This window comes from Micromonospora sp. NPDC048839 (genome assembly GCF_040649915.1).
In the GTDB taxonomy this organism is placed as follows: domain Bacteria; phylum Actinomycetota; class Actinomycetes; order Mycobacteriales; family Micromonosporaceae; genus Micromonospora.
This window is the reverse complement of the sequence record NZ_JBEZGL010000011.1, coordinates 121,780-147,242: the sequence shown is the minus strand read 5'-3', so window position 1 is coordinate 147,242 and position 25,463 is coordinate 121,780. Positions and strand designations below refer to the sequence as shown.

Sequence of the window (25,463 nt, the reverse complement as noted above, 5' to 3'; positions counted from 1 at the left end):
TCGCCGACCGGGCAGCAATCCGGTGCTGGTCAGGTGGTAGTGGTGGTCATGCCCTTCAGCATCTCGGCCAGGTCCGCGGTCTCCGCCGCCGGCGGCGCCTCGATGGTCACCGCCTTGCCGTAGTCGGTGTAGTCGATGACCATGTCGCCCATCTTGCCCATGCCCAGGCTCGCCCGACGCGGCCGGTACTGCTCGTCGACCCACAGGTCGAGCTTGATCTCCTTGACGCCCTGCGCGGCGAGCGTCTCCTCGGTGCTTGCCCGCCGCTTGGAGTCGATCTGCTCGAGGTACGTAGCCACCGGCGTGGTGACGGTGTAGTGGACGGTCGCCGCCCCGTTCACCGTCTCCTGCCCCACCACCTTCGTGCCCTCGATGCCGAGCAGCGTCTTGACCTGCTTGATCGGGTCCATCTCTTCGAACTGCTTGCCGAAGTCCGCGCCCGCCTTGTTGCCGGCCACCGCGGACAGATCCATCTTCATCCAGCGCTTGCCGCCGGTGTTCGCGCGGTCCTCCGCGGGAATCTCGACGAAGAACACCGCACCGATCATCCGGACGGTGACCGTCTTGCCCTCCGGGACGGTCATCGTCATCTCGGCCTTGGGTGCGCCACCCAGGTCCAGCACACCCTGCATCGAGACCTGCTGACCGCTCATGGTGCCCGTCATCTTCACGGTCACCGAGTCGGTCTTGGTGGTGGTGTCGACAGCCTTCTGCAGCGACCCCTTGAGATCACTGGCAAGCAGCTCCAGGACGCTGGTCTGCTTGTCCGGCGCCTCGGTCGACCCGCCCTGCGGGCCGCAGGCGACGCCAGCCAGCGCCGTGAGCGCCGCGACCGCCACCCCGGCGGTCTTCTTCCACAATGCCACGTGCACGCTGCTTCCCCCCGTAGGAATCTGGGTCATCCCAGATAGACCGACGCCACGCTAACCTATGCGGTCGATCCGGAGGTACCGCCTTTCCGCCGGCCCGTCCGCTCTACCCGGGCACTCATCGGCGCCGTCGCCGGCTGGACCGTCGGTGGCCGCCGCACTGGGACGGTGCCGACTGATGTCTCGGGCCATGGCCAGCCCGTCACCCGGTCCGATACTGATGCCGGTTGCGGGAAACGCCGGAACCCAGTCGGGTGTCGGCATCGTGGACCCAGTCGTTCAGAGCACTCTCCACCTCGTCGACGGTGATGCGAGTGGAGATTCCCCAGTACGGGCGTGCCGCGTTGAGCTTGGCCGCCATGGATTCCAGCATCGTCGCCTTCGCGTAGGGCCAGGGGCCGTTCGCGACGAACAGTTGCGAGTACCGCACGGTGTCAACGACCGCCGACTTGATCTGCTCATGGCTCAGGTAGGCACGGAGGTCGGGCTGCCAGCCCGCCACGTGCTGCGGAGGCATCCTGGCCGACCAGCGAAGGAGCAACTCGTCCCGCTCGTCGTCCCCATAGTCCATCTTGTGCAGGTGTACGGCCATGTCGTAGACGGGATCGCCCCAGAGCGCCAGCTCCCAGTCGAGAAAAACGCTGCCGCCCTCGTTGACGATGATGTTCTTCCGATGAACGTCGGCGTGCACGCAGACCGAAGGGCGTGCGGTCAGCGTTGGCCAGATCTCCGTCAGGCAGGCCAAGGGCTGGTCGGGTATTTCGAAGCGGGCGAACAACGGACGGTACTGCTCGGCGAAGGTGTCGTAGACCCATTGGGTGAGCGAGGTCAGCCGTCGGGCGAACGCTGCGCTGTCGGCGTCTGCCGGCCACTCATCCGGTATTGGGGGCAGGACATCACGGGGTACGTCAACAAGTTGTAGGAACAGCTCGGCCACGTCAGTCAGCACGTGTCGCGGGCACGGCACGCCACGGGGTGCGATGTCGTTGAGCACCACGCCCTCGATGAACTCGTGAATCTGGAACGGAGGTGCGGTGGAGAGGAAGACCAACCGAGGCGCCCGGGCCACGTAGGGAGCTATTGCGGGTAAGAGCTCCTGCTCCCGCCACAGTCGCAGATCCATGACGTCGGCGCCCTCGATCGGGATCCGTACGATGACTGACTCCGTGCTGAGGTCGACGCGGACGTTGTGGTTGTAGTAACCGGCTGCGGCATCGAGACGAGTGCGTGCTCGCTCGTAAATGTCGGACCATGTCATGGTCGTTCCTCCAGGAGTGCTGTCACGATCCGGCGGCTACGGCCTTCTAACGCCGACAGCGAGTCCAGGGCGTCGATCCGCTCACGAGCGGCGGTGGCCGCCGTGGTGATCCACTCGTCGCGCAGGCCGCTGGCGGCGAGGAGCTGATCAGCCAGCACGATGAGCGTCGGATAGACCTCGGCCTCGATGAGTTCAGCAACGGCCCACCGGGCCGCGGCCAATGTGGAGTCCAGGTCGCTGAGTCGCGCGTAGAGGAATGCTCGGAACAGCTCGGCGCGGGCGCGACCCGACCGGTAGCCGGCAGCGTCCAGTGCGGCGGCGGCTGCGCCGAAGGAGAGACCTGCGGCCTCGTAATGACCGAGTCGGGTCTGCGCTATCGCCAGCCCGGTGAGCACCTTGCCGAGCTCGTGTTGCGCACCCATGTTGCGTTGCTGCTCGATTGCCTCGCCAGCTACGCGCACTGCCTCGGCAGGATCGGTCCAGGCCAGCAATTCCACCTGGTTGGTCCGCAGGTTGGCCAACCCGACCACCGTGTCCGCCTCCTCATAGAGCGCCCAGGCGCGGTGCCACTCGCGCCAGGAGGAGTCGAAGTCGAGCGCGAAGCGGTAGCCGAGGTGGAGTAACCGGCTGACGTCACCGTGCAGCAACGGGTCGTCGGCGGTGTTCTCGGCGAGGATCTGGTTGGCCATGGCGAACGCGTCCCGGCACCGGCCCTGCCACATCTCGATATCGGCGAGGCAGATCCCGGCCCGGTGCCGGACGGGTCCGCTGTGCTCCTGCCAGACCCGGGCGTAAATGAGGCGAGCGGCCTCCGTTGCCCCCGCAATCCGCCGGCCGTGGGCGGCAGCGATAGCCAACCGGGCCTGAACCACCTCGTCGACCGGCCAGTCCACCTCGGGAGTGATCGCCGTGGCCGATGCTGCGTCTCCCAGCACGATGGCGGCCTCGGCGTCCATGCAACGCAACGCCGCAGTCAGATCCTCGTCGGACCGAGCGTCGACCACCTCCGCCAGATCCTGTCGTACACCGTCGAAGGCCTGCTTACCCCCGCAGTTCAGCGCTTTGTCCGCGTAGGCGAGCAGTCCTGCACCGGAAACGAGACCGGAATGCAGCGCCGAGTATGCGCCCTCCCGAATGGCGCGGGCCCGCGTCGCAACGCCATCCTCCGTGCGTTGGGCCTGCTCCGAGCGAACGTCCCAGATGTCGCGCAGGAGCGCGTGCACGTCGCGGGTGGTGGCCGCGGAGACGTGCGTGCCGAGGGCTGCTCGCATCAGCTGGTGCAGTCTGCGGCCGTGCGCGCCAGACGGGTAGACGAACGAGTAGGCGGTGAGGGACTCCCAGGCCGGCCGGTGCTGCGGTAGGTCGAAGGCCCGGGTGAGCGCCCGGAAGATCTCAAAGTCGAAGATCCGTGGAACGCTCAGGAGTTCAAGGGTGCGCACCTCGCTGCTCTCAACGTGTTGGAGGAAACGCTGCACGATCTCTTCGGGCGAGACCGCGAGGGTCCGCCCGACCGCGGTCTGCGTGTCGATCGCCAGATGCAGGTAGAACGGCAGGCCGGCGCTGGCGTGCGCGATTGCGAGCTGGTCCGTCGTCTCGGTGACTCCACACTCCGTCAGCAGGTCGATCCGGGCCTTCATCGGTAGGCCGCCCACGTGACGCACGCGCGTCACTGATGCCCAGGTCGAGTCGTACACATGCCAACTGAGCGGCTCCCGGCTGGCCACGACCACCAGTCCTCGGTCGAGTTGAGCGACCAGGTCACGCAGCCAGGCATCGGCGGTCGCGGAGCGACCTGCTTGCGGTGCGGCGCGGCTGATCGCTTCGTACGCGTCAATGAAGATCGCGTAGGGGTGATCCTCGCTGGCCTCCCGAAGGTCCTCGGCGAACAGGTAGGTGACCGCGTCGGCGAGGTCGACGCTGGACAACTCATCCAGCGAGCGCAATGTCTCGTCGATTCTGATCCGTCGCCGCCGACGCGCACCGGACGCAGCCTTCTCTGCTAGACGGAGAAGGCTGACGCCGGTGCCAAACACGGGAATCCCCGACGCCGTGTCGAGGATCTGTGTCAGCGCCTCGCTCTCGTCGATGAAGGGCAGTTCCGCCGGGTTCAGTCGCAAGTGCGGGTGGAGTCGCTGCCAGAAGACCGCGTAGCCGATGTCGAACCGGTCGAACTTGACGCCTTGTCGGCCCAACTCGACACGAAGCACGGCCAGGGCATCTTCCTGCTGACGCAGGGCCGGCACTTGCAGATCCAGAACAGCGGTCCGGTGGGTTTTTGCCGGTGTCCGGTCCCGAAGTTCCCGGAGCAGGCGGGACTTTCCGATGCCACCAACCCCGACCAGGTTGAGGATCCGTACGCCAGCTCCGGCAGCCGCCAGCTCGTCGGCGTAGTCGGCCAGAATCGACTCACGGTTTACGAATGTGCGGCGAAGAGCGGCAACCCGACGAAACCTCGGCTTGAGGGTCACCAATCCTCCTTCTACCGCACACGAACCGATGACGCTCGTGACTGTAGCGATAGAAGGCAATACGAGCAGTCCCATTTCGGCTACCGTCAGCGACAGCTGTGCCCCTTCCCTGCTCAGCAGGCAAGGGGCACAGCTGGATGCACTGATGTCGCCTCACCTAGCCGGAGCGTGTCAGGCACCCGGGTGGTCTGAAGGTGGAAAGCGACGGGTCCGGCCGCCTCGACACGAGATTGCGGATATCGGGGTGTCCGCCTACAGGGGACACCCCGATATCGCTGAGCTCGTGTCGATCACGCCAGACGCGGCCGCGCGGCGTCCCTACTCCGGGACGCGGCGGTAGGCACCGTCGCTGGCCGAGGTGGCCATCGAGGCGTACGCGCGCAGCGCCGCCGACACCGGCCGCTGCCGATCGGCCGGGGTGTACGGCTTGTCGCGCTTCTCCTCGGCCACCCGTCGCGCCTCCAACTCGTCGGCCGGCACGTTCAGCTCGATGGACCGGGCCGGGATGTCGATGACGATCTCGTCGCCCTCGTGGACCAGGGCGATCAGCCCGCCGGAGGCCGCCTCGGGGGAGGCGTGGCCGATGGAGAGCCCGGAGGTGCCGCCGGAGAAGCGGCCGTCGGTGAGCAGTGCGCAGGACCGGCCCAGCCCACGGCCCTTCAGGAACGAGGTGGGGTAGAGCATCTCCTGCATGCCCGGCCCGCCCCGGGGGCCTTCGTACCGGATCACCACGACGTCGCCCGCGACGATCTCCTTGGCGAGGATCGCGGTCACCGCGTCGTCCTGCGACTCGTAGACCTTCGCCGGGCCACGGAAGGTCAGGCAGTCGTCCGGCACGCCGGCGGTCTTCACCACGCAGCCCTCCGGTGCCAGGTTGCCGTGCAGGATGGCCAGGCCGCCGTCGGCGGAGTAGGCGTGCTCGCGGTCCCGGATGCAGCCACCGGCCGCGTCGGTGTCCAGCGACGACCACCTGTTGGTGGTGGAGAACGGCTCGACGGTACGCACACCACCGGGCGCCGCGTGGAACAGCTCGACCGCCGTCGGGGTCGGGGAGCCGCCGCGGACGTCCCAGTCGGTCAGCCACTGGGCCAGCGAGGGGGAGTGCACGGCGTGCACGTCCCGGTTGAGCTGCCCGGCACGGTCCAACTCGCCGAGGAGCGCGGGGATGCCACCGGCCCGGTGCACGTCCTCCATGTGGTAATTCGGCGAGTTGGGCGCGACCTTCGCCAGGCAGGGCACCCGCCGGGAGATGGCGTCGATGTCGGTGACGCCGAAGTCGAGTTCGGCCTCGCGGGCCGCGGCGAGCAGGTGCAGCACCGTGTTGGTGGAGCCGCCCATCGCCACGTCCAGGGCGACCGCGTTCTCGAAGGCGGCCTTGGAGGCGACCGTGCGGGGCAGCACCGAGTCGTCGTCGCCGTCGTACCACCGCTTGGAGATCTCCACGACGGTGCGGCCGGCCTCGACGAAGAGGGACCGGCGCGCGGCGTGGGTGGCCAGCGTCGAGCCGTTGCCGGGCAGCGCCAACCCGATCGCCTCGGTGAGGCAGTTCATCGAGTTGGCGGTGAACATGCCGGAGCACGAGCCGCAGGTCGGGCAGGCGGAGCGTTCGATCTCGCCGAGTTGCTCGTCGGTGACCGAATCGTTCGAGGAGGCGATCATCGCGTCGATCAGGTCGATCTTGCTGTGCACGACCCCCTCGATCGCCATCGTCTTGCCGGCCTCCATCGGGCCACCGGAGACGAAGACGGTCGGGATGTTGAGCCGCAGCGCGGCCAGCAGCATCCCGGGGGTGATCTTGTCGCAGTTGGAGATGCAGACCAGGGCGTCCGCGCAGTGCGCGTTGACCATGTACTCCACCGCGTCGGCGATCAACTCACGGCTGGGCAGCGAGTAGAGCATGCCGCCGTGACCCATCGCGATGCCGTCGTCGACCGCGATGGTGTTGAACTCCCGGCCCACCCCGCCGGCCTCGGCGATCGCGTCGGCGACCAGGCCACCCATGTCCTTGAGATGGACGTGACCAGGCACGAACTGGGTGAAACTGTTGGCGATGGCGACGATCGGCTTGCCGAAATCGTCGTCGGTCATCCCGGTGGCCCGCCAGAGGGCCCGGGCGCCGGCCATCGTCCGACCGTGTGTGGAGGTCCTCGACCGCAGCTCAGGCATACGTACCAGCATGCCACCGTCGCCGCGCCGACCCTCCCGCGTATGCGCCGTGTCCCAACAGTTGCACACCCAGGCCCCCACGGCGTGCGTCGATCCGGCACTCTTTAAGGCGTGCAACTCCCCCCGGGCATGGTCGCTGTCGCGGGGCTCAGCGGGCTCGTCGCCGCTGCGGCCGCCGTGCTGCTGACCCTGGTCGCCCGGCGGCGCACCGGGCCGCATCGACCGGCACACGTGCTGCTCGCGGCGGCCGCCGGGGTCGCCCTGCTCAGCCTGCTGGCCGGGGTGGTCGCCGCGCTCAACGCCAACCACCACTGGACCCACGAGCAGGGGCAGCGCACGGGCTGGGCGACGGTGGTGGCGATCGGCACGGCGGTGAGTGGGCTGGCCTTCGCCGCCGGGCTGCTCCGACTGCCGGGGGTGGCCGCCACCGCGGCGGGCACGGCCCGGCTCGCCCTGGACGGGCTGGTGATGGCGGCGGCGCTGTGGTTCGTCGGCTGGGTGCTCTTCTCCGAGCCCACCCGGTTGCTCGGCGCCGCCACCCCGACCGCCTGCTCGGCGATCCTGGTGGTCACGGTGAGTGCCGCGCTCGGTGCCGGGCTCGCCGTGATCGTCATCTTCCGGGCTGCCGCCCCACGTCGACGGCTCGCCGCGCTGGGCGTCGGCATCAGTGCGGTCAGCTGCGGCGGGATGGGTCTCAGCGCCGGGCTCTGCCAGACCGGGCCGACCATGGCGTTGACCGGCGCGGCGGTGCTCGCCGCCGGGCTGCTGACCGTCGCGCTCGCCGTGCACCGGGCCGACCGGCCGGGGCAGGTCGAGGTGGATCTGATCGGTCGCGACGGCGAGTACGCGATCGCCCCGATGGTCGCGATGGCCGCCTCGGCGATGTATCACCTCGCCCAGAACGGCCGCTTCACCGCGGCGGGCATCGTGGCCGGCAGCGTGGAGGGCTTCGCCCTGGTGGCGCGGCAATACCTCACCCTGCGGGACGTCCGGGGGTACGCGAGCCGCCTGGCCGAGCGGGAGGCCCACTTCCGCGAGCTGGCGCACACCGACCCGCTGACGTCGTTGGCCAACCGGCGCGGGCTGCTGCGCGCACTTCACGACAGCGCCGCGGCGCGCACTCCGTGCGTGCTGCTCGGTCTCGACCTGGACGGCTTCAAGAACGTCAACGACATGCGCGGCCACGACGTGGGTGACGCCGTGCTGGCCGAGGTCGGGCGGCGGTTGCGGAGCAACCTGCGCCCCGGCGACGTGGCCGCCCGGTTGGGTGGCGACGAGTTCGCCGTCCTCATGCAGGGCCGCCCGGCCGAGGCGGACCGTGTCGCCGAGCGGTTGCTCGGGGTGGTCAACCGGCCGTACGACGAGCCGGAGGGGCCGGTCTTCCTCTCGGTGAGCATCGGGGTGGCCGGGTGGGTCGGCGAGCCGGACGTGGACCTGCTGTTGCGCCACGCCGACCTGGCACTGCGCTACGCCAAGCAGCGCGGCAAGAACCGGATCGAACGCTACGACGCCACGTACGACAAGCTGCTGCGCCGGCGGACGACGGTGGAGCACGAGCTGCGCGGCGCCATCGATCGCGACGAGCTGCGGTTGGCCTTCCAGCCGGTGGCGTCGCTGCCGTCGGTGCGGCCGGTCGGCGCCGAGGCGCTGTTGCGGTGGCACCACCCCGAGCTGGGCAACGTCGGCCCGGACGAGTTCATCCCGCTCGCCGAGGAGTGCGGCATGATCGCCCCGCTGGGTGCGTGGGTGCTGCACCAGGCCTGCTACCAACTGTCCCGTTGGCTGGCGGACGGCCACGACGTCTGGGTGTCGGTGAACGTCTCTCCGCGTGAGCTGCACGCCCCGGAGTACGTGGTCCAGGTCGCCGAGGCGCTGCGCGCCCACCACGTGCCGCCGCAGCGGTTGGTGCTGGAGGTCACCGAGCACGCGGTCGCCACCGACCTGGACGAGCTGATCCGGCGGTTGACCGCCCTGCGGTTGACAGGTGTCCGGATCGCGCTCGACGACTTCGGGGCCGGCTACTCGTCGCTGGGGCAGTTGCGCCGGCTGCCGATCGACATTTTGAAGATCGACCACAGCCTGGTGGCCGAGCACGAGCCGGTCCGCCCGGTCGGTCGGGACGGCCCGGCGTTCGCCCCGATGGTCGACATCGTCATGCGACTGGGCCACCAGTTGGGCCTGGAGGTGATCGCCGAGGGGGTGACCACGCCTACCGAGCTGGCCGCGGTGGTGGCCGCCGGCTGCCGCTTCGGCCAGGGCGCGCTCTTCGGCTGGGGGGTGCCGGCCGAGCACCTGGAGGCGATGCTGGAGGCGGCCACCTCACCGGGTGCACGGCCCACGCCGGTGCCCCCGCCACGCCGGGTTCCGGGCGGTTACCCGCAGGTCAACCCGGCTGCCGATGGCGAGTCGCTGGGCGACTCGCCGACATCCGTTGACCAACATGTGGGAGCAGTTGACTCATCGCGTGAGATGCGTCAGGCTTAGCCGCATGTCGTCGTACCGGTCGCTGCGAGTACTTACCTGAGCGCACTCTCCCCTTTGAGAGTGCGCTGGCCCCGTGCATCTGCACGAGGGCCGTTTTTATTGCCATCGGAACCTGGCGAGGCGGGTCCCGCCCGCGTCGCATCGCTTGACTAGCCACCAGCCACTCCAGCCGAAGGCCAGAACCGTCATGACGAGACCCACGCCCGAGACCCTCGCCCACTCCGCCCGCCGGGCCCGTGCGGCCGTCGACCCGACCGTCGACGTCGACCCGGCCGCCGCGCGTTCCGCGGCGCCCCCGGCCATCCCGGCCGTTCCGGCGGTACGGCCCTCCGCGCCGGCCCAGGTCACCGGGGCCGGTTCGCTCGTGCGGTCCCTCGAGGCGCTCGAGGTCGACGTCGTCTTCGGCATCCCGGGCGGCGCGATCCTGCCGGCGTACGACCCGCTCTACGACTCCAGCGTCCGGCACATCCTGGTGCGCCACGAGCAGGGCGCGGGGCACGCGGCGACCGGGTACGCGCAGGCCACCGGCAAGGTCGGCGTGTGCATCGCCACCTCCGGCCCGGGTGCGACGAACCTGGTCACCCCGATCGCGGACGCGTACATGGATTCGGTGGCGATGGTGGCGATCACCGGGCAGGTGGCCCGCCCGTCGATCGGCACCGACGCCTTCCAGGAGGCGGACATCCAGGGCATCACCCTGCCGATCACCAAGCACAACTTCCTCGTGCAGAACGCCGAGGAGATCCCCCAGGTGCTGGCCGAGGCTTTCCACCTGGCCAGCAGCGGCCGGCCCGGCCCGGTGCTCGTCGACATCCCCAAGGACGTGCTCCAGGCGCAGACCACCTTCGCCTGGCCGCCCACCCTGGACCTGCCCGGCTACCGGCCGACCCTGCACCCGCACGGCAAGCAGATCCGGGAGGCGGCGCGGCTGATGGCCGCCGCCCGCCGGCCGGTGCTCTACGTCGGCGGCGGTGTCCTCAAGGCCGGCGCCACGGACGGGCTGCGCCGACTGGCCGAGCTGACCGGCATCCCGGTGGTCACCACGCTGATGGCGCTCGGCGCGTTCCCCGACTCCCATCAGCAGCACCTGGGCATGCCGGGCATGCACGGCACCGTCGCCGCGGTCTACGGCCTGCAGAAGGCGGATCTGATCGTCGCGCTCGGCGCGCGGTTCGACGACCGGGTCACCGGCAAGCTCGACTCGTTCGCCCCGGACGCGACTGTGGTGCACGCGGACATCGACCCGGCGGAGATCGGCAAGAACCGGCACGTGGACGTGCCGATCGTCGGAGATGCCAAGCACGTCATCGACGAGCTGATCGCCGCGGTGACCGTCGAGCGGTCGGCGGGTCGCAGCACCGACCTGGGCGACTGGTGGACTCAGCTGGACGACCTGCGAAACCGCTACCCGCTGGGCTACGACGAGCCGTCCGACGGCACGCTCTCCCCGCAGTACGTGATCAAGCGACTGGGTGAGATCGTCGGCCCGGACGCGATCTTCGTGGCCGGGGTGGGCCAGCACCAGATGTGGGCGTCCCAGTTCATCTCCTACGAGAAGCCGTACACCTGGTTGAATTCCGGTGGCCTCGGCACGATGGGTTACGCGGTGCCGGCGGCGATGGGCGCGAAGGTCGGCAAGCCGGACACGGTGGTCTGGGCGGTGGACGGTGACGGCTGCTTCCAGATGACCAACCAGGAGTTGGCCACCTGCGCGTTGGAGGGCATCCCGGTCAAGATCGCCGTGATCAACAACGGCAATCTCGGCATGGTCCGGCAGTGGCAGACATTGTTCTACAACGAGCGTTACTCCAACACCGACCTCGGCACCCACAAGCACCGCATCCCGGATTTCGTCAAGCTCGCCGAGGCGCTGGGCTGCATCGGGTTGCGTTGCGAGACCGCCGACGACGTGGACAAGACCATCGCCGCGGCCATGGAGATCAACGACGCTCCGGTCGTGATCGACTTCGTGGTCGGCAAGGACGCGATGGTGTGGCCGATGGTCGCGGCCGGCACCAGCAACGACGAGATCATGTTCGCCCGCGGCGTCCGCCCGGTCTTCGACGAGGATGACATCTGACATGAGTGAGCACAGCGAACGAATCAGCAGGCTCAGCCTTGCGCATGGTCGGGGCGCGACCGAGCGAAGCGAGGTCGTGGCATGACCATGCACACCCTGTCCGTGCTCGTGGAGAACAAGCCCGGTGTGCTCGCCCGGGTCTCCGGCCTGTTCTCCCGGCGCGGGTTCAACATCGACAGTCTCGCCGTCGGTGAGACGGAGAACCCGGACGTCTCCCGGATCACCATCGTGGTCAACGCCGAGTCGTCTCCGTTGGAGCAGGTCACCAAGCAGCTCAACAAGCTGGTCAACGTGCTCAAGATCGTTGAGCTGGATCCGCAGGTCTCGGTCGCCCGGGAGTTGCTGCTGGTGAAGGTCCGCGCCGACCGGTCCGCCCGGTCCCAGGTGCTGGAGACCGTCAACCTGTTCCGCGCCCGGGTGGTCGACGTCGCCCCGGACACGCTGACCATCGAGGCCACCGGCACCCCGGACAAGCTCGACGCGCTACTCCGCGATCTTGAATCCTTCGGGATCAAGGAGATGGTCCAGTCCGGGCTGGTGGCGATCGGGCGCGGCTCGCGTTCGATCACCGCCGGGCCCGCGCTCCGGGCCGCCTGACCGCCACCGGTCGGCCCGGCCGGGCCGTCCCGAACCCATCCGCACAGCCACGACGGGCCGCCCCGGCCGTCGTACGAAAGGGAAGTTCTCATGAGCGTTGAGGTGTTCTACGACGACGATGCCGACCTCGGCCTGATCCAGGCCAAGAAGGTCGCGGTCATCGGCTACGGCAGCCAGGGCCACGCCCACGCGCTGTCGCTGCGGGACTCCGGCGTCGACGTGGTGATCGGTCTGCCGGAGGGCTCGAAGAGCCGGCCCAAGGCCGAGGAGCAGGGCTTCCGGGTCCTCACGCCGGCGCAGGCCTCCGCCGAGGCCGACGTGATCATGGTGCTCGCGCCGGACACCGCCCAGCGTTCGATCTACTCGGAGTCGATCGCTCCGAACCTCGCCGCGGGCAAGGCCATCTTCTTCGGCCACGGCTTCAACATCCGGTACGACCTGATCAAGCCGCCGGCCGACGTGGACGTGGCGATGGTCGCGCCGAAGGGCCCCGGCCACCTGGTCCGCCGCCAGTACGCCGACGGCAAGGGTGTGCCCTGTCTCGTCGCCGTCGAGCAGGACGCCAGCGGCAACGCTTTCGCCCTCGCCCTCGCGTACGCCAAGGGGATCGGCGGCACCCGCGCCGGCGCGATCAAGACCACCTTCACCGAGGAGACCGAGACCGACCTCTTCGGCGAGCAGGCGGTGCTCTGCGGCGGTGCCTCGGCGCTGGTGCAGACCGGTTTCGAGGTGCTCACCGAGGCGGGCTACGCCCCGGAGGTCGCCTACTTCGAGTGCCTGCACGAGCTGAAGCTGATCGTCGACCTGATGTACGAGGGCGGCATCGCGAAGATGCGCTACAGCATCTCCGACACCGCCGAGTACGGCGACCTCTCCCGTGGCTCGCGCATCATCGACTCCCGGGTCAAGGACGAGATGCGCAAGATCCTGGGCGAGATCCAGTCCGGCGAGTTCGCCCGCGAGTGGGTCGCCGAGGACGAGGCTGGCCGGCCCAACTTCACCAAGTGGCAGGCCGAGGGTGCGGCGCACCCGATCGAGGAGACCGGCAAGAAGCTGCGCGGCATGATGAGCTGGGTCGACCGCCCGATCACCGAGACCGCCTGACCCGTTCGACCAGGAACGGTCCACCAGCGGCCGGCGATCCCGCGCTCTCCCCGGCGCGGGTCGCCGGCCGCTGGCCGTAACGCGCTCCACGTCAGCGGCTTTCGAGCGCCTCGGCCGCTGCGGGGCCGTCCCGCCGGGACACGACGCTGCGGAGGATTTTCACCTGTTGGGACCGGGTGACCAACGCCTCGGCCAGCTTCGGACCGAACCGCGTGAGATCGACGCGGGTCAGCCGTCGGAGCAGCGTGCGGCGCACGGCGAGCACCAGGGGCGGTGCCCTCCGGAGGGCTGTGCCGCCGGTCGTCGTGCAACGGAGCAACCGTGTCGGTGCGGTGAACGGCCGATGTCCGTCGCTCGACCGGGCGTGTGAGGGCACTCACCCCGAAGACCGGAACACGTCGACCAGCCCGGCCCCTACGATCGCCTGTAGGTGCAGCAGCCGGCACCTGACGGCCACGGCACGGATCAGCGCAGGGCGCAGTGCTGCGCCCGGCCACCCGCGCCGATCGCAAACACGACCTCTACGAGGACCGATGAATCCTGTCGTACTGATCGCCGAAGAACTCGCCCCCGCCGCCATCGAGGTGCTCGCCCACGACTTCGACGTCCGGCACGTCGACGGCACCGACCGTCCGGCCCTGCTCTCGGCGCTCTCCGAGGCCGACGCCGTCATCGTGCGCAGCGCGACCCAGATCGACGCGGAGGCGGTCGCCGCCGCACCGCGACTCAAGGTGGTCGCCCGGGCGGGCGTCGGGCTGGACAACGTCGAGGTGGCGGCCGCCACCGCGCGCGGCGTGATGGTCGTGAACGCGCCCACCTCCAACATCGTCTCCGCCGCCGAGCAGGCCGTCGCGCTGTTGCTCGCCGTCGCCCGGAACACCGCCAGCGCCAGTGCCGCGCTCAAGGCGGGGGAGTGGAAGCGGTCGAAGTACACGGGCGTCGAGGTGCAGGGCAAGACCGTCGGCGTGGTCGGGCTCGGTCGCATCGGCGTGCTCTTCGCGCAGCGCATCGCCGCGTTCGGCACCCGGCTGATCGCGTACGACCCGTACATCCAGCCGGCCCGCGCGGCGCAGCTCGGCGTCCGCCTGGTCGGGCTGGAGGAGCTGCTGCGGGAGAGCGACTTCATCTCCATCCACCTGCCGAAGACGCCGGAGACGGTCGGCCTGATCGGTGAGAAGGAGCTGGCGATCGTCAAGCCCGGCGTTCGCATCGTCAACGCCGCCCGTGGTGGGCTCGTCGACGAGCAGGCGCTCGCCAACGCCATCGCCGAGGGCCGGGTCGCCGGCGCCGGCGTCGACGTGTACAGCAAGGAGCCGTGCACCTCCTCGCCGTTGTTCGCCTTCGACAACGTGGTGGCCACCCCGCACCTGGGCGCCTCCACCAACGAGGCGCAGGACAAGGCCGGTCTCGCCGTGGCGAAGAGCGTCAAGCTCGCGTTGCAGGGCGAGTTCGTGCCGGACGCGGTGAACGTGCAGGCCGGCGGCGTGGTCGCCGAGGACGTGCGGCCACTGCTGCCGCTGGCCGAGAAGCTGGGCCGGGCGTTCACCGCTGTCGCCGGCGGCATCGCGGCCAGCGTCACCGTCGAGGTCCGCGGCGAGATCGTCGCGCACGACGTGTCGGTGCTCAAGCTCGCCGCGACGAAGGGCCTGTTCAGCTCGGTGGTCGAGGAGCAGGTCACCTACGTCAACGCGCCGCACCTGGCCGCGGAGCGGGGCGTCGAGGTCACCCTGGCGACCCTGGCCGAGACGGCCGAGCAGCCCACCCTGGTCACCGTACGCGGCGCGCTGCCGGACGGCCGGACGGTGAGTGTCTCCGGCACGGTCACCCACTCGGGTGCTCGCGACGTGCTCAAGCTGACCGAGGTGGACGGCTTCGACGTGGAGATCGGCGCGGAGGGCATCCTGCTCTTCCTGCGCTACGCCGACCGGCCCGGTGTCGTCGGCACGGTCGGCACCCTGCTCGGCGAGTCGGGCATCAACATCGCCGCCATGCAGGTGGCCCGGCGTGAGGCGGGTGGCGAGACGCTGATGACGCTCACGGTCGACCAGGCGCTCGGCGCCGACCTGCTCACCTCGGCCGCCGAGTCGATCGGCGCGACCGCGGCCAGCGCCGCCGATCTGCGCGACGAGTAGTAACCGGCACGCACCGTGGGGGGCCTGGCGATTCGCCGGGCCCCTCGTCATTTCCCAGTCCGTGCCGCCGGTCAGGTTAGCCGGGCAGTCGCGCCGGGGGCGGGTAGACCGAGCCGTCCTGCGGGTCGAAGAGCATCAGCCCGTGCTCGCCGGCCAGCCGCTCGATGTCCAGCAGCACCTGGTCCGCGCAGGTCGGGTGCAGGTTCAGCTCGACATGGTCGTGGGCGGCGTGCAGTGGCGCCACCGCCCACGGGCTGTTCGCGCCGGGGTGACGGTCCGGATAGGACGCGGTGATCGCCCGGTAGAAGCTGACCACCCGCGGATCCGGATAGCGGTCCACGTGTCGCCCCTGCCGGCAACCGTTGACCGCTGTCCGCACGTCCTCGGGCGTCGCCCCGTCCGCCAGGGCCCACACGCTCAGATCGAAACTCACGGCGGATAGCGTGCCATCCGCCGTTCACCATGTCGAAACTGCCTCGCCGCCGGTCAACCATCGGATCCGGGGTCTCCCGTCCCGACGGTCCGGTGTAGAGACTCTTGCGTCGAGTTGCGTCGATTCGCTAGCGTACGTACTGCGGTCACTGGCCGAGTTCGAGGCGCCGGCCCGTCTTCGGGTGGCGCGGTCGGCATCCGGCGCGACCGGTCCGCACCCCTCGATTGCGCGAGCCACGCGCACTCGTCGCTGATCGGCCCCCACGGTCGTTGCCGAGAGCGTGGGGGCCGATCGCAACATTCAGCGTCGGTGGGCGAAGAGCGCCCGATACTGGGAGTTGCCCCGGAACCACGCCAGGCCGGTGGGACCGGCCGCGTACAGCGCGGTGGCGTAGGCGTCGGCGATCGTCAGGTCCGGACCCACGACCGTGGCGGCGACGAGCTCGTCAGCCGGCTCGCCGGTGTGCGGGTCCACCACGTGCCCCTGTCGCCCGGTCACCCCGGAGGTGCCGACCGCGCCGGCGGTCATCTCCAACACCAGCGGTGCGCGCTCGGGTGCGGTGGGGTGGTGCACCGCTACCCGCCACGGCCCACCGTGCGGCGCGTGGCCGCGGACGACGAGGTCGGCGCCGGTCAGTACGGCGTAGTCGTGGATTCCCGCGGCACGAAGCCTCTCGGCGACCCGTTCCACCGCCCAGCCACCGAGCAGGCCGCCCGGGTCGAAGCCGCCGGGCACCGCCCAGGCGTCGAACCATCCGTCGGTGGCCGCGCGCATGGCCGCGCAGCGGTCGACCAGGTCGGCGAGCGGGGCGTACGAATCCGGGCTGATCTCACCCCGGCGCAGCCGGGAGACCAGGCTCTCCGGCCGGTTGGGGCCGTAGGTGAGGTCGATGGCGCGCAACTCCGCGACGCTGTCCCGCAGCGCCTCGCCCACGCCCCGGCGGCCGAGCCACTCGGGCGCGTTGAGCAGGAGGGTGTATTCGGCGGTCGCGGTGCGGACGGTGTGCTGCACGGCGATCCGCCCCTCGGTGGCGCCGGCCGGGTCGATCCGCTGTCGACGGCTGCCGAGGCGAAGGTCCGGTCGACGACTGCGGAATGCCGACGGGTCCGGCCACCGGGTCCGCGGCTGCTCGTCGATGCGCATCGCATCTGCCCCCTCGCACTCGGTGCCGTGTCGGCGCGACCCGGCGGTCAGTAGGCCCCCGTGACCCACTGCCCACACCGTAGGCAGCGGACATGACCGCCTCATGAGTCCCAGCTGAGAGGCTGCTGTGCATCACAATTTCTCACATATTGGACGCCGCGTACCGGGAGGCGGGACAGCGACGTACCGTTGCCGAGACGGACCCGTTGAGCAGAGGAGTGCGGTCGTGGCGCGGATCGCGGTGGTGGCCGGAGACGGCATCGGGCCCGAGGTGGTCGCGCAGGCCCGCAAGGTCCTCGACGCGGTGCTGCCAGGCGTGCAGGCCACCGAGTACGACCTCGGCGCGGCCCGCTGGCACCGTACCGGAGAGGTGTTGCCCGACTCGGTGCTGACCGAGCTTGCCGGGCACGACGCGATCCTGCTCGGCGCGGTCGGTGACCCGACGGTCCCGCCCGGTGTCCTGGAGCGGGGACTGCTGCTCAAGCTCCGGTTCGCGTTCGACCAGTACGTCAACCTGCGCCCGTCCCGGCTCTGGCCCGGGGTCGCCAGCCCGCTCGGCAACGTCAAGCCGGGCGAGGTCGACCTCGTGGTGGTCCGCGAGGGCACCGAGGGCCTCTACGCCGGGGCCGGTGGAACGCTGCACCGGGACACTCCCGCCGAGGTCGCCACGGAGGAGAGCCTGAACACCCGGCACGGCGTGGAGCGGGTGATCCGCGACGCGTTCGCCCGCGCCGCCCGCCGGGAACGACGCAAGGTCACCCTGGTGCACAAGACCAACGTGCTCACCCACGCCGGGTCGCTCTGGTCGCGCACCTTCGACCTGGTCGCCGCCGAGCACCCGGACATCGCCACCGAATATCAGCACGTCGACGCCGCCGCGATGTTCCTGGTCACCCAGCCGCAGCGCTACGACGTGGTGGTCACCGACAACCTCTTCGGTGACATCCTCACCGACATCGCCGCCGCCGTCACCGGTGGGATCGGGCTGGCGGCGAGCGGCTGCATCAACCCCGAGGGGGCGTACCCCTCGATGTTCGAGCCGGTACACGGCTCGGCGCCGGACATCGCCGGACGGGGCATCGCCGACCCGGTCGCCGCCGTGCTCTCCGCAGCGCTGCTGCTGGAGCAGCTCGGGCACACCGAGTCCGCGGCCCGGGTCAACGCGGCGGTCGCCGCCGAGCTGGCCGCCCGCACTCCGGGCGCGACGCTGCGGACCGAAGAGGTAGGGGACCGGCTCGCGGCTCACGCCGTAGCCTGACCGCCCCGGTCCCAGCAGCGGCCGGCCCAGCCCTCGGCTCGGCCGGACCGCCCGTCTCGCCCGAGCGGCGCTACCCGCTGAACGGCCGTTCGGGTAAGTTTCTGGCACAGCCAATTCGGTGTGCGGTCCCGCATGCCGTTGTCCCGCAGGGAGGTCAGCCCGATGAGCGGTGGTGACATGCTCGACTTCGAGATCCGTCCGAATCCCGCGCCGGTATCCGCCGCCGACCGGGCCGCCCTGCTGGCCAACCCCGGGTTCGGCCGCGTCTTCACCGACCACATGGTCACCGTCCGCTACGCCGAGGGCAAGGGCTGGTACGACGCCCGGGTGGAGGCGCGGGGCCCGATCCCGATGGACCCGGCCAGCGCGGTGCTGCACTACGCGCAGGAGATCTTCGAGGGATTGAAGGCGTACCGGACGGCCGACGGCGGCGTGACGATGTTCCGGCCGGACGCCAACGCGGCCCGGTTCGTCGCGTCGGCGCAGCGGATGGCGATGCCGGAGTTGCCGCCCGAGGTGTTCGTCGACTCGCTGCACAAGCTCATCGAGATCGACCAGGAGTGGATCCCGACCGGCGAGGACGGCAGCCTCTACCTGCGGCCGTTCATGTTCGCCAGCGAGGTCTTCCTCGGTGTCCGCCCGGCCAACGAATACCTCTACCTGGTGATCGCCTCACCTGTCGGCGCGTACTTCACCGGTGGGGTCAAGCCGGTCACCGTCTGGGTCTCGCCGGACTACACCCGGGCGGCGCCCGGCGGCACCGGCGCGGCCAAGTGCGGCGGCAACTACGCGACGTCGCTGGCCGCCCAGGCCGAGGCGATCGAGGCGGGCTGCGACCAGGTCGTCTTCCTGGACGCGGTGGAGCGCCGGTTCGTGGACGAGCTGGGCGGCATGAACGTCTTCTTCGTCTACGACGACAACTCCATCGTCACCCCGCCGCTGACCGGCACGATCCTGCCGGGCATCACCCGCGACGCGATCCTCACGCTGGCCGGCGCGGCCGGGCACGTGGTCGAGGAGCGACCGGTCAGCTTCGCCGACTGGCAGGCCGACGCGGCCAGCGGTCGCCTCCGGGAGGTGTTCGCCTGCGGCACCGCCGCGGTGGTCACCCCGATCGGCGGGGTCCGCTTCCCCGACGGTGAGTTCCTGGTCGGTGGCGGCGAGCCCGGCCGGGTCACCATGAGCCTCCGCGAGCAGTTGGTGAACATCCAGCGTGGCAAGGCGGCCGACGAGTACGGCTGGGTGCAGCGGGTCCTCTGACCTCCGTGGCCGCGCCGGCCCGTCCCATCGGACGGGCCGGCGCAGTCGACGGTCGTGGTCGGCCCCGGCCCGCGCGGGCTACGCCTCGGTCGGCTCGTCGAGCAGGTGGTCGCGGAGGGCGGCGAGCTGCTCGTCGGTCACCCCGGCGTGCCGCAGGTACGCCTCGACCGAGCCGTACCCCTCGCGTAGCTCGTCGAGGAAGAGCTGCATCGCCTCGGCGGGCGAGGCCAGAAACGGCGCCGGCACGGCCGCGCCGGTCGGGCTGGTGGTCGCCAGCCAGGCACTGAACCGGGCTGACGCCTCGCTGCTGAGCGCGTAGTCCGCCGTGATGTCCGCGTCGTCGACGCCGAGCACGGCTAGCGTCAGCGCACAGACGATGCCGGTGCGGTCCTTGCCGGCGACGCAGTGCACCACCGCCGGGGCATTGGCGGAGTCGGCGATCAGCCCGACCGCCTCGGCCAGCCCGGCGGTGCCGGTCTGGGCCAGGTCCGCGTACCGGTCCGCGAGGTAACGGGCCAGGCTGGCGCCCTCCTGGTGCGGTGTGCTCGACCAGTCGGTGTGCTCCGGGTGGATGTTGCGGTAGGTCAGCCCCTGGTATTCCGGCACCCGGCCGTCCCGCTGCACCTCGCTGGGGCGGCGCAGGTCGATGACGGTGCGGATCCCGATCGCGGCGAACGCGTCCCCGTCCTGCTCGGTGAGGCGGTGCAGCGAGTCGGAACGGAAGAGCCGGCCCCGGCGTACGGGTCGGTCGCCGTGGCCGAGGTGGCCACCGACGTCGCGGAAGTTGAAGGTGGCGGGCAGCGAGGTCTGACGATTTTCGTCGATGGCGTCCACGCTCACACGGTAACGGCCGGTGGGACCACACCACACCCCACCGGCCGTCGGGTCGAACAGTCAGCGGGCCGTGCCCGGCGGGAGGGCGCCGTACGTCTCGTCGTAGTAGCCGCCCAGCTGATCCCGGTAGCTCGGGTCGCTGTGGCTGCTCTCGTCGTACTCCGGGGCGGCCTTGATCTGGTCCCGGGTGCGGTCGACGGAGACGGTGCGCTGGTCGTGGTCGACCTGGTTGACGGTGCCGGCCGGCAGCATCACCTTCTTGCCGAAGATCCAGGGGCCGGTGTCCACCACCAGGTAGCTGCCGCCCACCTCGTGGCTGGCACTGTCGATCTTGCCGACGCCACCGTCGCTGGCCTCGACCTTGTAGCCGACCAGGTCGGCGTCGGCCACCCCGGCCTGGTCCCGGTACCGCCAGGGGTCGAACGTGCCGGCTGGCGCGCCACCGGGCACGACGCCCTGGTCGCCACCGTGCAGCGGGTCCGGCCCGGCGTGCGTGGCGTGCGGATCGATCCTGTCCATGCCGTTCACTCCTGACTGTCACCGATCAGCTCATGTCTTGGCAGGAGCTACCCGGCCGTCGGGGGCCGGAAACGGCGACAGGCCGAGGCACGGCGACGGACCGAGGCCGCGAGGTGTGGCGTCGGGGCGTACCCGCTCAGGCCAGTGCGGCCTCGGCGTCCAGGGTGACCGCCGCGGCGTGCACCACGGCGGAGATCCGCAGGGCCTCGTGCAGTTGCTCCCGGGTGAAGCCGATGCCGCGCAGCTTCTTCTCGTGCAACTCCAGGCACACCGCGCAGCCGGCGATGGCCGACACGGCGAGGCACCAGAGCTCGAAGTCGCCCTTGTCCACCCCCGGCCTCGCGATGATCTGCATGCGCAGGCGGGCCGGCATCGAGGCGTACTGGTCGTCGCCGATCAGGTGCTTGGCCCGGTAGTAGACGTTGTTCATCGCCATGATCGCCGCGGCGCCCTTGGCCGCCTCGACACCCTCCGGTCCGAGGTGGCCGAGCGCCTCGGCCGCGATCTCCCGCAGCACCACCGGGTTGCGGGCGGTCACCGCACAGGCCAGCGCGGTGCCCCAGCTCTGCCCCCGGGTCAACGTCGGGGTGCCGATGGTGGAGCCCAGGTTGAGCGCGATGTCCTTGGCGTACTCCGGCAGGGCCGCCTTGATCGCGTCCAGGCCCACGGTCAGACCCCGATCTCCGTCGGGCCGATGGAGGTGAACTCCATCGGCCCGACGAAGACCAGACGCCACGTGCCCTCGTGGGACGTGTGGTCGATCGTCGTGGACGCGTTGGTGGCGCCCAGGGATACGCAGGTGGTGGGTCCGTGCTCAGGTGAGCGGTCACTGACGGTGAGCACAGGTCCTCCCTGCCGACGGCACGGTGGCCGTCACCGGATCCGTTGCAGATGCTTCCGCATGGCTGTTTCTGCCGATGAGGGGCCTGATGGCTTGTGAAGCCGATCACGAGCGACGGTTCGGGGTGAACGAACACTCAGTCATTGTCTCGCTATGTGGATTGGTCCTCCCAAAAACAGGTGAGGGGTGGCAGAGTGGCCATCGTGACCAGCACCGCCCTGATTATTGCGACCTAGCGCGCCGGCTCTCCCCTCCGCCGAGCGCGCAGACCTCCCGCACCCGCGGGAGGTCTTTTTGTTGCTCCGAGAAAGGATCCTGATGACGTTCCAGGTCTTCGACACGACCTTGCGCGACGGCGCCCAGCGCGAGGGGCTCACCTACTCGGTGGTCGACAAGCTGGCGGTGGCCCGGCTGCTCGACGAGTTCGGCGTCGGCTTCATCGAGGGCGGCTGGCCGGGCGCCGTGCCCAAGGACACCGAGTTCTTCCGTCGGGCGCGTACCGAGTTGGACCTGCGGCACGCCGTGCTTGTCGCGTTCGGCGCCACCCGCAAGGCCGGTGTCGCGGTCGCCGACGACCCCCAGGTGCGGGCCCTGCTGGACGCGCAGACCCCGGCGGTGGCGCTCGTCGCCAAGGCCGACAGCCGGCACGTCGAGCGGGCGCTGCGCACCACCGGCGCGGAGAACCTGGCGATGATCCACGACACCGTCAGCCACCTCGTCCGCGAGGGCCGGAGGGTCTTCGTCGACGGCGAGCACTTCTTCGACGGCTATCGGCACGACCCCGCGTACGGCGCGGCCGTGGTGCAGACCGCGTTGGCCGCCGGCGCCGAGCGGATGGTGCTCTGCGACACCAACGGCGGCATGCTGCCGTCCCAGGTGACCGCCGTGATCGGCGACCTGACCGACCGGCTGGGGATCGACGCCGGGCTGCTCGGCATGCACGCCCAGAACGACACCTCCTGCGCGGTTGCGAACACGATCGCCGCCGTGGAGGCGGGTGTCCGCCACGTCCAGGGCACCGCCAACGGGTACGGCGAACGCCCCGGCAACGCCGACATCTTCGCGGTCGTCGCCAACCTCCAACTCAAGCTGGGCATGCCGGTCCTACCGGAGGGCTGCCTGGCGCAGATGGTGCGGGTCTCGCACGCCATCGCCGAGATCGCCAACATCGCCCCCGACACCCACCAGGCGTACGCCGGGGCCGCCGCCTTCGCCCACAAGGCGGGGCTGCACGCGAGCGCGATCAAGGTCGACCCGTTGCTCTACAACCACGTGGACCCGTCGGTGGTGGGCAACGACATGCGGATCCTGATCACCGAGATGGCCGGCCGGGCCAGTGTCGAGCTGAAGAGTCGTGAGCTCGGTCTGGACCTGGCCGGCAGTCCGGAGGCGTTGACCCGGGTCACCAAGCGGGTCAAGGAGTTGGAGGCCGGCGGCTGGTCCTTCGAGGCCGCGGACGCCTCCTTCGAGCTGCTGGTCCGCTCCGAGCTGCCCGAAGGGGGTCCGGCGCGACCGTTCACTCTGGAGTCGTACCGGGTGCTCGTCGAACACCGTGAGGACGGTTCGGTGGTCTCCGAGGCGACCGTCAAGATCCGGGTACGCGGTGAGCGGGTGATCGCCACCGCCGAGGGCAACGGCCCGGTCAACGCGCTCGACGAGGCGCTGCGGGTCGGGCTGGCCAAGCACTACCCGCAGCTGCGCGGCTTCGAGCTGGCCGACTACAAGGTGCGCATCCTGGAGGGCAGCCACGGCACCGGCGCGGTGACCCGGGTGCTGCTGGAGACCGCCGACGGCACCGGCCGTGACTGGACCACGGTAGGCGTACACCCCAACGTGGTCGAGGCCAGCTGGCACGCCCTGATCGACGCCCTCACCTACGGTCTGGCACCCGCCTCGGTCTGACCCGGCGGCGGGATCACTGTGGGAGGGTGAGCGTGGCCAGGACCGGGCGGTGGTCGCTGCCGGGGAGGGTGAGCACCCGCACCGACCGGACCGCGATGCGGCGGTCGACGAGAACGTGGTCGATGGTGACCGGTGGGATGAGGTCACCGTCGTACGGACCCCAGGTGCCGGTCAGGCCCTCGCCGGCGGCGTCGGCGGCGTCCACGTAACCGGTGCGCAGCAGGGCGCGCAGCGGACCGTGGTCGAGAGTGGCGTTGAAGTCGCCGGCAAGGATCCGCAGGGCGCCGTCCGGGGTGGCCGGGGGTTGGGCGGTCAGGTCGGCGCGCCAGTTGCCGACCTGGTCCAGCGCGTACGGGGCCGAGGGGTGGGCCGACTCGACCCGTACCGGGGGTGCGCCGGGGACGGCCACCGTCCCGTACGCCTGGGTGAAGCCCCACCCGTTGAGGTTGCGCCGCAGGCCGACGTCGGTCAGCGGCCACCGCGAGTAGAGCCCGGAGCCGGGCGTGCCGATCTCCGGGTTGAGCTGCCGGTGTGGCAGCAGCCGGTCGAGGCCGGCCTGGTCCAGGGCGGCCTGCGCCTCCGGTGTGAACTCCTGCACGGTGAGCACGTCCACCCCGTGCCGCCGGACCAACTCGACAAGCGTCCGCGCGTCGCCGGTGCCGGCGAGCAGGTTGGCGGTGAGCAGCCGCACGGTCGGCCCGGCCGCCGCGGGTTGCGGGGTGGCCAGCGCCCGGGGTGCGACGACGCCGAGCAACGCCACCGCGGTCAGGGCCGCGACCGCCGCCGGCCACCAGCGCCGCAGGGCGAGCGCGAGGGCAAGTGGCAGCACGCTGAACCCCGCGACGTACGGCGTGAAGGCGAGCGCCTGCACCAGGGGACCCCGGTCCAGGCCGAGCAGTCGGACGGCGGCCCAGAGGGCGGTCGGCGCGACCGTCAGCCAGCAGAGCACCGTGCCGAGCCGTGCGCCGCGGTACCACCGCGCTGAGGGGGTGGGCGTGGGTGGCCCGTCGACGATCATGACGCTGATCATAATGGGTGTGCCGAAACCATTTCGTGAATGGCGCGCCACGTTCACTTTCACAATTATCTGACGGCTGATTGACAACTCGATAAAGTGAGATCAACTATTGACGTCCAGCTTTTTGCGGTGCTACGTTCCATCTGACTCAAGCGACGCAACTCTGAGTAGTAATCGCAGCTCAGGCGGGATGTAGATCGTTCAGAAATCAACCTCACCGGTTGCCAGTGGGCTAGGTTTCCCGCACCCCAGTGTCGTCGTCCGCCTATTCATGGGCAGTCATCCGTCCCGCCCCGCGGGTCGGCCGAATTCGCACGGTTACACAAGGGGGACCTGTCATGGAAACATCCTTCCGACGCAAGGCGGCAGCGGTCACGTTCGCTGTCCTGGCGCTCACTCTGGTCGGCGGGGGGATCGCCGTCGCCCAGCCGTCGGCGAAGGCGCCGCAGGCGGCCGCCAAGCCGATGGACCGGGGCACGAACAGTCAGCCGCCGGTCACCGCCGAGTCCGCACGCTCGGCGAAGGCCGCGCTGAAGTCCGGCGGGGTCACCACGATGGCGGCCGCCAACTGGTTCACCGTCGTCAACGCCAACGGCACCAAGGCGCGCGGCACCGGCACCGTGCTCAAGTACGGCACCGGCGAGTACGAGGTGCAGTTCGGCTACAACGTGTCGGCCGGCGCCTACCTGGCCACCATCTCCCGGCACGACTCCTGCTGCATCCCACCGGCCGGTGAGGTCTCGGTCGCCCCACGGCTGGGCACGCCCAACGCGGTCTTCATCCAGACCCGCAACGCGGCGGGAGTGCCGGCCGACCGGGGCTTCACCCTGCACACCCACACACCCTGATCGAGTCGACACCCGGCCCCCGCGCTTCGTGCGCGGGGGCCGAGTGCTGATCACCGGCGCACCGCCCGGCCAATGGGCGGCCCGGTCCGTTGCCGATCCCGGCCCGGTCCGTCGCCCGTCCCGGTCCGCCGCCCGGCCCGGTCCGTCGCCCGGTCCGGTCCGTCGCCCGGTCCGGTCCGTCGCCCGGTCCGGTCCGTCGCCCGGTCCGGTCCGTCGCCCGGTCCGGTCCGTCGCCCGGTCCGGTCCGTC

At 70.4% G+C, this 25,463-nt stretch carries 21 protein-coding genes; 9 read left to right on the top strand and 12 right to left on the bottom strand.

The features are described from left to right. Nucleotides 1–29: 29 nt before the first annotated feature. From AB0C25_RS21830 to ilvD, 4 genes are all read right to left on the bottom strand, one after another. The gene (locus AB0C25_RS21830; RefSeq protein WP_357375803.1) at nucleotides 30–866 is read right to left on the bottom strand and encodes a hypothetical protein; all 837 of its coding nucleotides are present in this window, start codon (nucleotides 864–866) and stop codon (nucleotides 30–32) included. A gap of 205 nt (nucleotides 867–1,071) precedes the next feature. Beyond that, a complete protein-coding gene (locus tag AB0C25_RS21825) occupies nucleotides 1,072–2,127 on the bottom strand; it encodes an aminoglycoside phosphotransferase family protein (protein WP_357375801.1) in 1,056 nt (351 codons plus the stop codon). Then, the gene (locus tag AB0C25_RS21820) at nucleotides 2,124–4,595 is read right to left on the bottom strand and encodes a hypothetical protein (protein WP_357375799.1); all 2,472 of its coding nucleotides are present in this window, start codon (nucleotides 4,593–4,595) and stop codon (nucleotides 2,124–2,126) included. The genes AB0C25_RS21825 and AB0C25_RS21820 overlap by 4 nt, the downstream gene beginning before the upstream one ends. A gap of 318 nt (nucleotides 4,596–4,913) precedes the next feature. Continuing rightward, on the bottom strand, nucleotides 4,914–6,761 hold the full coding sequence (gene ilvD / locus AB0C25_RS21815; protein ID WP_357375796.1) for a dihydroxy-acid dehydratase: 1,848 nt from the start codon (nucleotides 6,759–6,761) through the stop codon (nucleotides 4,914–4,916). A 111-nt stretch (nucleotides 6,762–6,872) separates the two neighbouring features. Here ilvD and AB0C25_RS21810 point away from each other — a divergent pair, with 111 nt between their 5' ends. The 4 genes from AB0C25_RS21810 to ilvC all read left to right on the top strand — a co-directional run bounded on the left by AB0C25_RS21810 (nucleotide 6,873) and on the right by ilvC (nucleotide 13,026). Next, nucleotides 6,873–9,245 carry a bifunctional diguanylate cyclase/phosphodiesterase gene (locus AB0C25_RS21810; RefSeq protein WP_357375794.1) on the top strand — a complete coding sequence of 791 codons (2,373 nt, stop codon included), beginning with the start codon at nucleotides 6,873–6,875 and terminating at the stop codon, nucleotides 9,243–9,245. A gap of 187 nt (nucleotides 9,246–9,432) precedes the next feature. Then, a complete protein-coding gene (locus AB0C25_RS21805; RefSeq protein WP_357375792.1) occupies nucleotides 9,433–11,325 on the top strand; it encodes an acetolactate synthase large subunit in 1,893 nt (630 codons plus the stop codon). 81 nt (nucleotides 11,326–11,406) lie between these two features. Next, nucleotides 11,407–11,922, top strand: coding sequence for an acetolactate synthase small subunit (ilvN, locus tag AB0C25_RS21800; protein ID WP_124815780.1), 516 nt, complete (start codon nucleotides 11,407–11,409; stop codon nucleotides 11,920–11,922). A gap of 90 nt (nucleotides 11,923–12,012) precedes the next feature. Then, nucleotides 12,013–13,026, top strand: a complete 1,014-nt coding sequence (gene ilvC / locus AB0C25_RS21795; RefSeq protein ID WP_357250632.1) for a ketol-acid reductoisomerase — start codon at nucleotides 12,013–12,015, stop codon at nucleotides 13,024–13,026. Nucleotides 13,027–13,117: 91 nt separating this feature from the next. On the opposite strand, the gene AB0C25_RS21790 is transcribed toward ilvC, so the two are convergent. Next, entirely contained in the window at nucleotides 13,118–13,282 is a 165-nt protein-coding gene (locus tag AB0C25_RS21790) for a hypothetical protein (RefSeq protein ID WP_357375789.1), read from the bottom strand. A gap of 277 nt (nucleotides 13,283–13,559) precedes the next feature. On the opposite strand from AB0C25_RS21790, the gene serA reads away from it, so the two are divergent. Beyond that, nucleotides 13,560–15,158 (top strand): phosphoglycerate dehydrogenase, encoded by a 1,599-nt coding sequence (gene serA, locus AB0C25_RS21785; protein WP_357375787.1) that lies wholly within the window; start codon nucleotides 13,560–13,562, stop codon nucleotides 15,156–15,158. Between the two features lie 76 nt (nucleotides 15,159–15,234). Here the strand turns inward: serA and AB0C25_RS21780 are convergent, their stop codons facing one another. After that, the gene (locus AB0C25_RS21780) at nucleotides 15,235–15,591 is read right to left on the bottom strand and encodes a hypothetical protein (protein ID WP_357375784.1); all 357 of its coding nucleotides are present in this window, start codon (nucleotides 15,589–15,591) and stop codon (nucleotides 15,235–15,237) included. Nucleotides 15,592–15,891: 300 nt separating this feature from the next. Beyond that, a complete protein-coding gene (locus AB0C25_RS21775; RefSeq protein ID WP_357375782.1) occupies nucleotides 15,892–16,734 on the bottom strand; it encodes an FAD:protein FMN transferase in 843 nt (280 codons plus the stop codon). Between the two features lie 226 nt (nucleotides 16,735–16,960). Here AB0C25_RS21775 and AB0C25_RS21770 point away from each other — a divergent pair, with 226 nt between their 5' ends. After that, nucleotides 16,961–17,992: a 3-isopropylmalate dehydrogenase gene (locus AB0C25_RS21770; RefSeq protein ID WP_357375780.1), complete on the top strand. Its 1,032-nt coding sequence runs from the start codon at nucleotides 16,961–16,963 to the stop codon at nucleotides 17,990–17,992. Nucleotides 17,993–18,154: 162 nt separating this feature from the next. Then, nucleotides 18,155–19,252, top strand: a complete 1,098-nt coding sequence (locus AB0C25_RS21765) for a branched-chain amino acid aminotransferase (protein WP_357375778.1) — start codon at nucleotides 18,155–18,157, stop codon at nucleotides 19,250–19,252. A 78-nt stretch (nucleotides 19,253–19,330) separates the two neighbouring features. On the opposite strand, the gene AB0C25_RS21760 is transcribed toward AB0C25_RS21765, so the two are convergent. From AB0C25_RS21760 to AB0C25_RS21745, 4 genes are all read right to left on the bottom strand, one after another. Then, nucleotides 19,331–20,122 carry a tyrosine-protein phosphatase gene (locus AB0C25_RS21760; protein ID WP_357375776.1) on the bottom strand — a complete coding sequence of 264 codons (792 nt, stop codon included), beginning with the start codon at nucleotides 20,120–20,122 and terminating at the stop codon, nucleotides 19,331–19,333. 24 nt (nucleotides 20,123–20,146) lie between these two features. Next, nucleotides 20,147–20,605: a PRC-barrel domain containing protein gene (locus AB0C25_RS21755; protein WP_357250609.1), complete on the bottom strand. Its 459-nt coding sequence runs from the start codon at nucleotides 20,603–20,605 to the stop codon at nucleotides 20,147–20,149. A 136-nt stretch (nucleotides 20,606–20,741) separates the two neighbouring features. Beyond that, complete coding sequence (locus AB0C25_RS21750; protein WP_357375774.1) at nucleotides 20,742–21,272, bottom strand: carboxymuconolactone decarboxylase family protein; 531 nt, start codon at nucleotides 21,270–21,272, stop codon at nucleotides 20,742–20,744. 2 nt (nucleotides 21,273–21,274) lie between these two features. Then, the gene (locus AB0C25_RS21745; protein ID WP_357375772.1) at nucleotides 21,275–21,448 is read right to left on the bottom strand and encodes a hypothetical protein; all 174 of its coding nucleotides are present in this window, start codon (nucleotides 21,446–21,448) and stop codon (nucleotides 21,275–21,277) included. Nucleotides 21,449–21,764: 316 nt separating this feature from the next. Here AB0C25_RS21745 and cimA point away from each other — a divergent pair, with 316 nt between their 5' ends. Continuing rightward, nucleotides 21,765–23,348 (top strand): citramalate synthase, encoded by a 1,584-nt coding sequence (gene cimA / locus AB0C25_RS21740; RefSeq protein WP_357250601.1) that lies wholly within the window; start codon nucleotides 21,765–21,767, stop codon nucleotides 23,346–23,348. A gap of 13 nt (nucleotides 23,349–23,361) precedes the next feature. On the opposite strand, the gene AB0C25_RS21735 is transcribed toward cimA, so the two are convergent. Beyond that, nucleotides 23,362–24,297, bottom strand: a complete 936-nt coding sequence (locus tag AB0C25_RS21735; protein ID WP_357376008.1) for an endonuclease/exonuclease/phosphatase family protein — start codon at nucleotides 24,295–24,297, stop codon at nucleotides 23,362–23,364. A 407-nt stretch (nucleotides 24,298–24,704) separates the two neighbouring features. Between AB0C25_RS21735 and AB0C25_RS21730 the strand changes: the two genes are divergently transcribed. Then, entirely contained in the window at nucleotides 24,705–25,214 is a 510-nt protein-coding gene (locus tag AB0C25_RS21730; protein WP_357375769.1) for a hypothetical protein, read from the top strand. Nucleotides 25,215–25,463 lie beyond the last annotated feature (249 nt).

Excerpts from the sequence above, each read along its gene's own strand:
- AB0C25_RS21825 (WP_357375801.1), bottom strand. The coding sequence starts at position 2,127 with ATGACATGGTCCGACATTTACGAGCGAGCACGCACTCGTCTCGATGCC.
- ilvD (WP_357375796.1), bottom strand. The coding sequence starts at position 6,761 with ATGCCTGAGCTGCGGTCGAGGACCTCCACACACGGTCGGACGATGGCC.
- AB0C25_RS21805 (WP_357375792.1), top strand. The coding sequence starts at position 9,433 with ATGACGAGACCCACGCCCGAGACCCTCGCCCACTCCGCCCGCCGGGCC.
- ilvN (WP_124815780.1), top strand. The coding sequence starts at position 11,407 with ATGACCATGCACACCCTGTCCGTGCTCGTGGAGAACAAGCCCGGTGTG.
- ilvC (WP_357250632.1), top strand. The coding sequence starts at position 12,013 with ATGAGCGTTGAGGTGTTCTACGACGACGATGCCGACCTCGGCCTGATC.
- serA (WP_357375787.1), top strand. The coding sequence starts at position 13,560 with ATGAATCCTGTCGTACTGATCGCCGAAGAACTCGCCCCCGCCGCCATC.
- AB0C25_RS21775 (WP_357375782.1), bottom strand. The coding sequence starts at position 16,734 with ATGCGCATCGACGAGCAGCCGCGGACCCGGTGGCCGGACCCGTCGGCA.
- AB0C25_RS21765 (WP_357375778.1), top strand. The coding sequence starts at position 18,155 with ATGAGCGGTGGTGACATGCTCGACTTCGAGATCCGTCCGAATCCCGCG.
- AB0C25_RS21755 (WP_357250609.1), bottom strand. The coding sequence starts at position 20,605 with ATGGACAGGATCGATCCGCACGCCACGCACGCCGGGCCGGACCCGCTG.
- cimA (WP_357250601.1), top strand. The coding sequence starts at position 21,765 with ATGACGTTCCAGGTCTTCGACACGACCTTGCGCGACGGCGCCCAGCGC.
- AB0C25_RS21730 (WP_357375769.1), top strand. The coding sequence starts at position 24,705 with ATGGAAACATCCTTCCGACGCAAGGCGGCAGCGGTCACGTTCGCTGTC.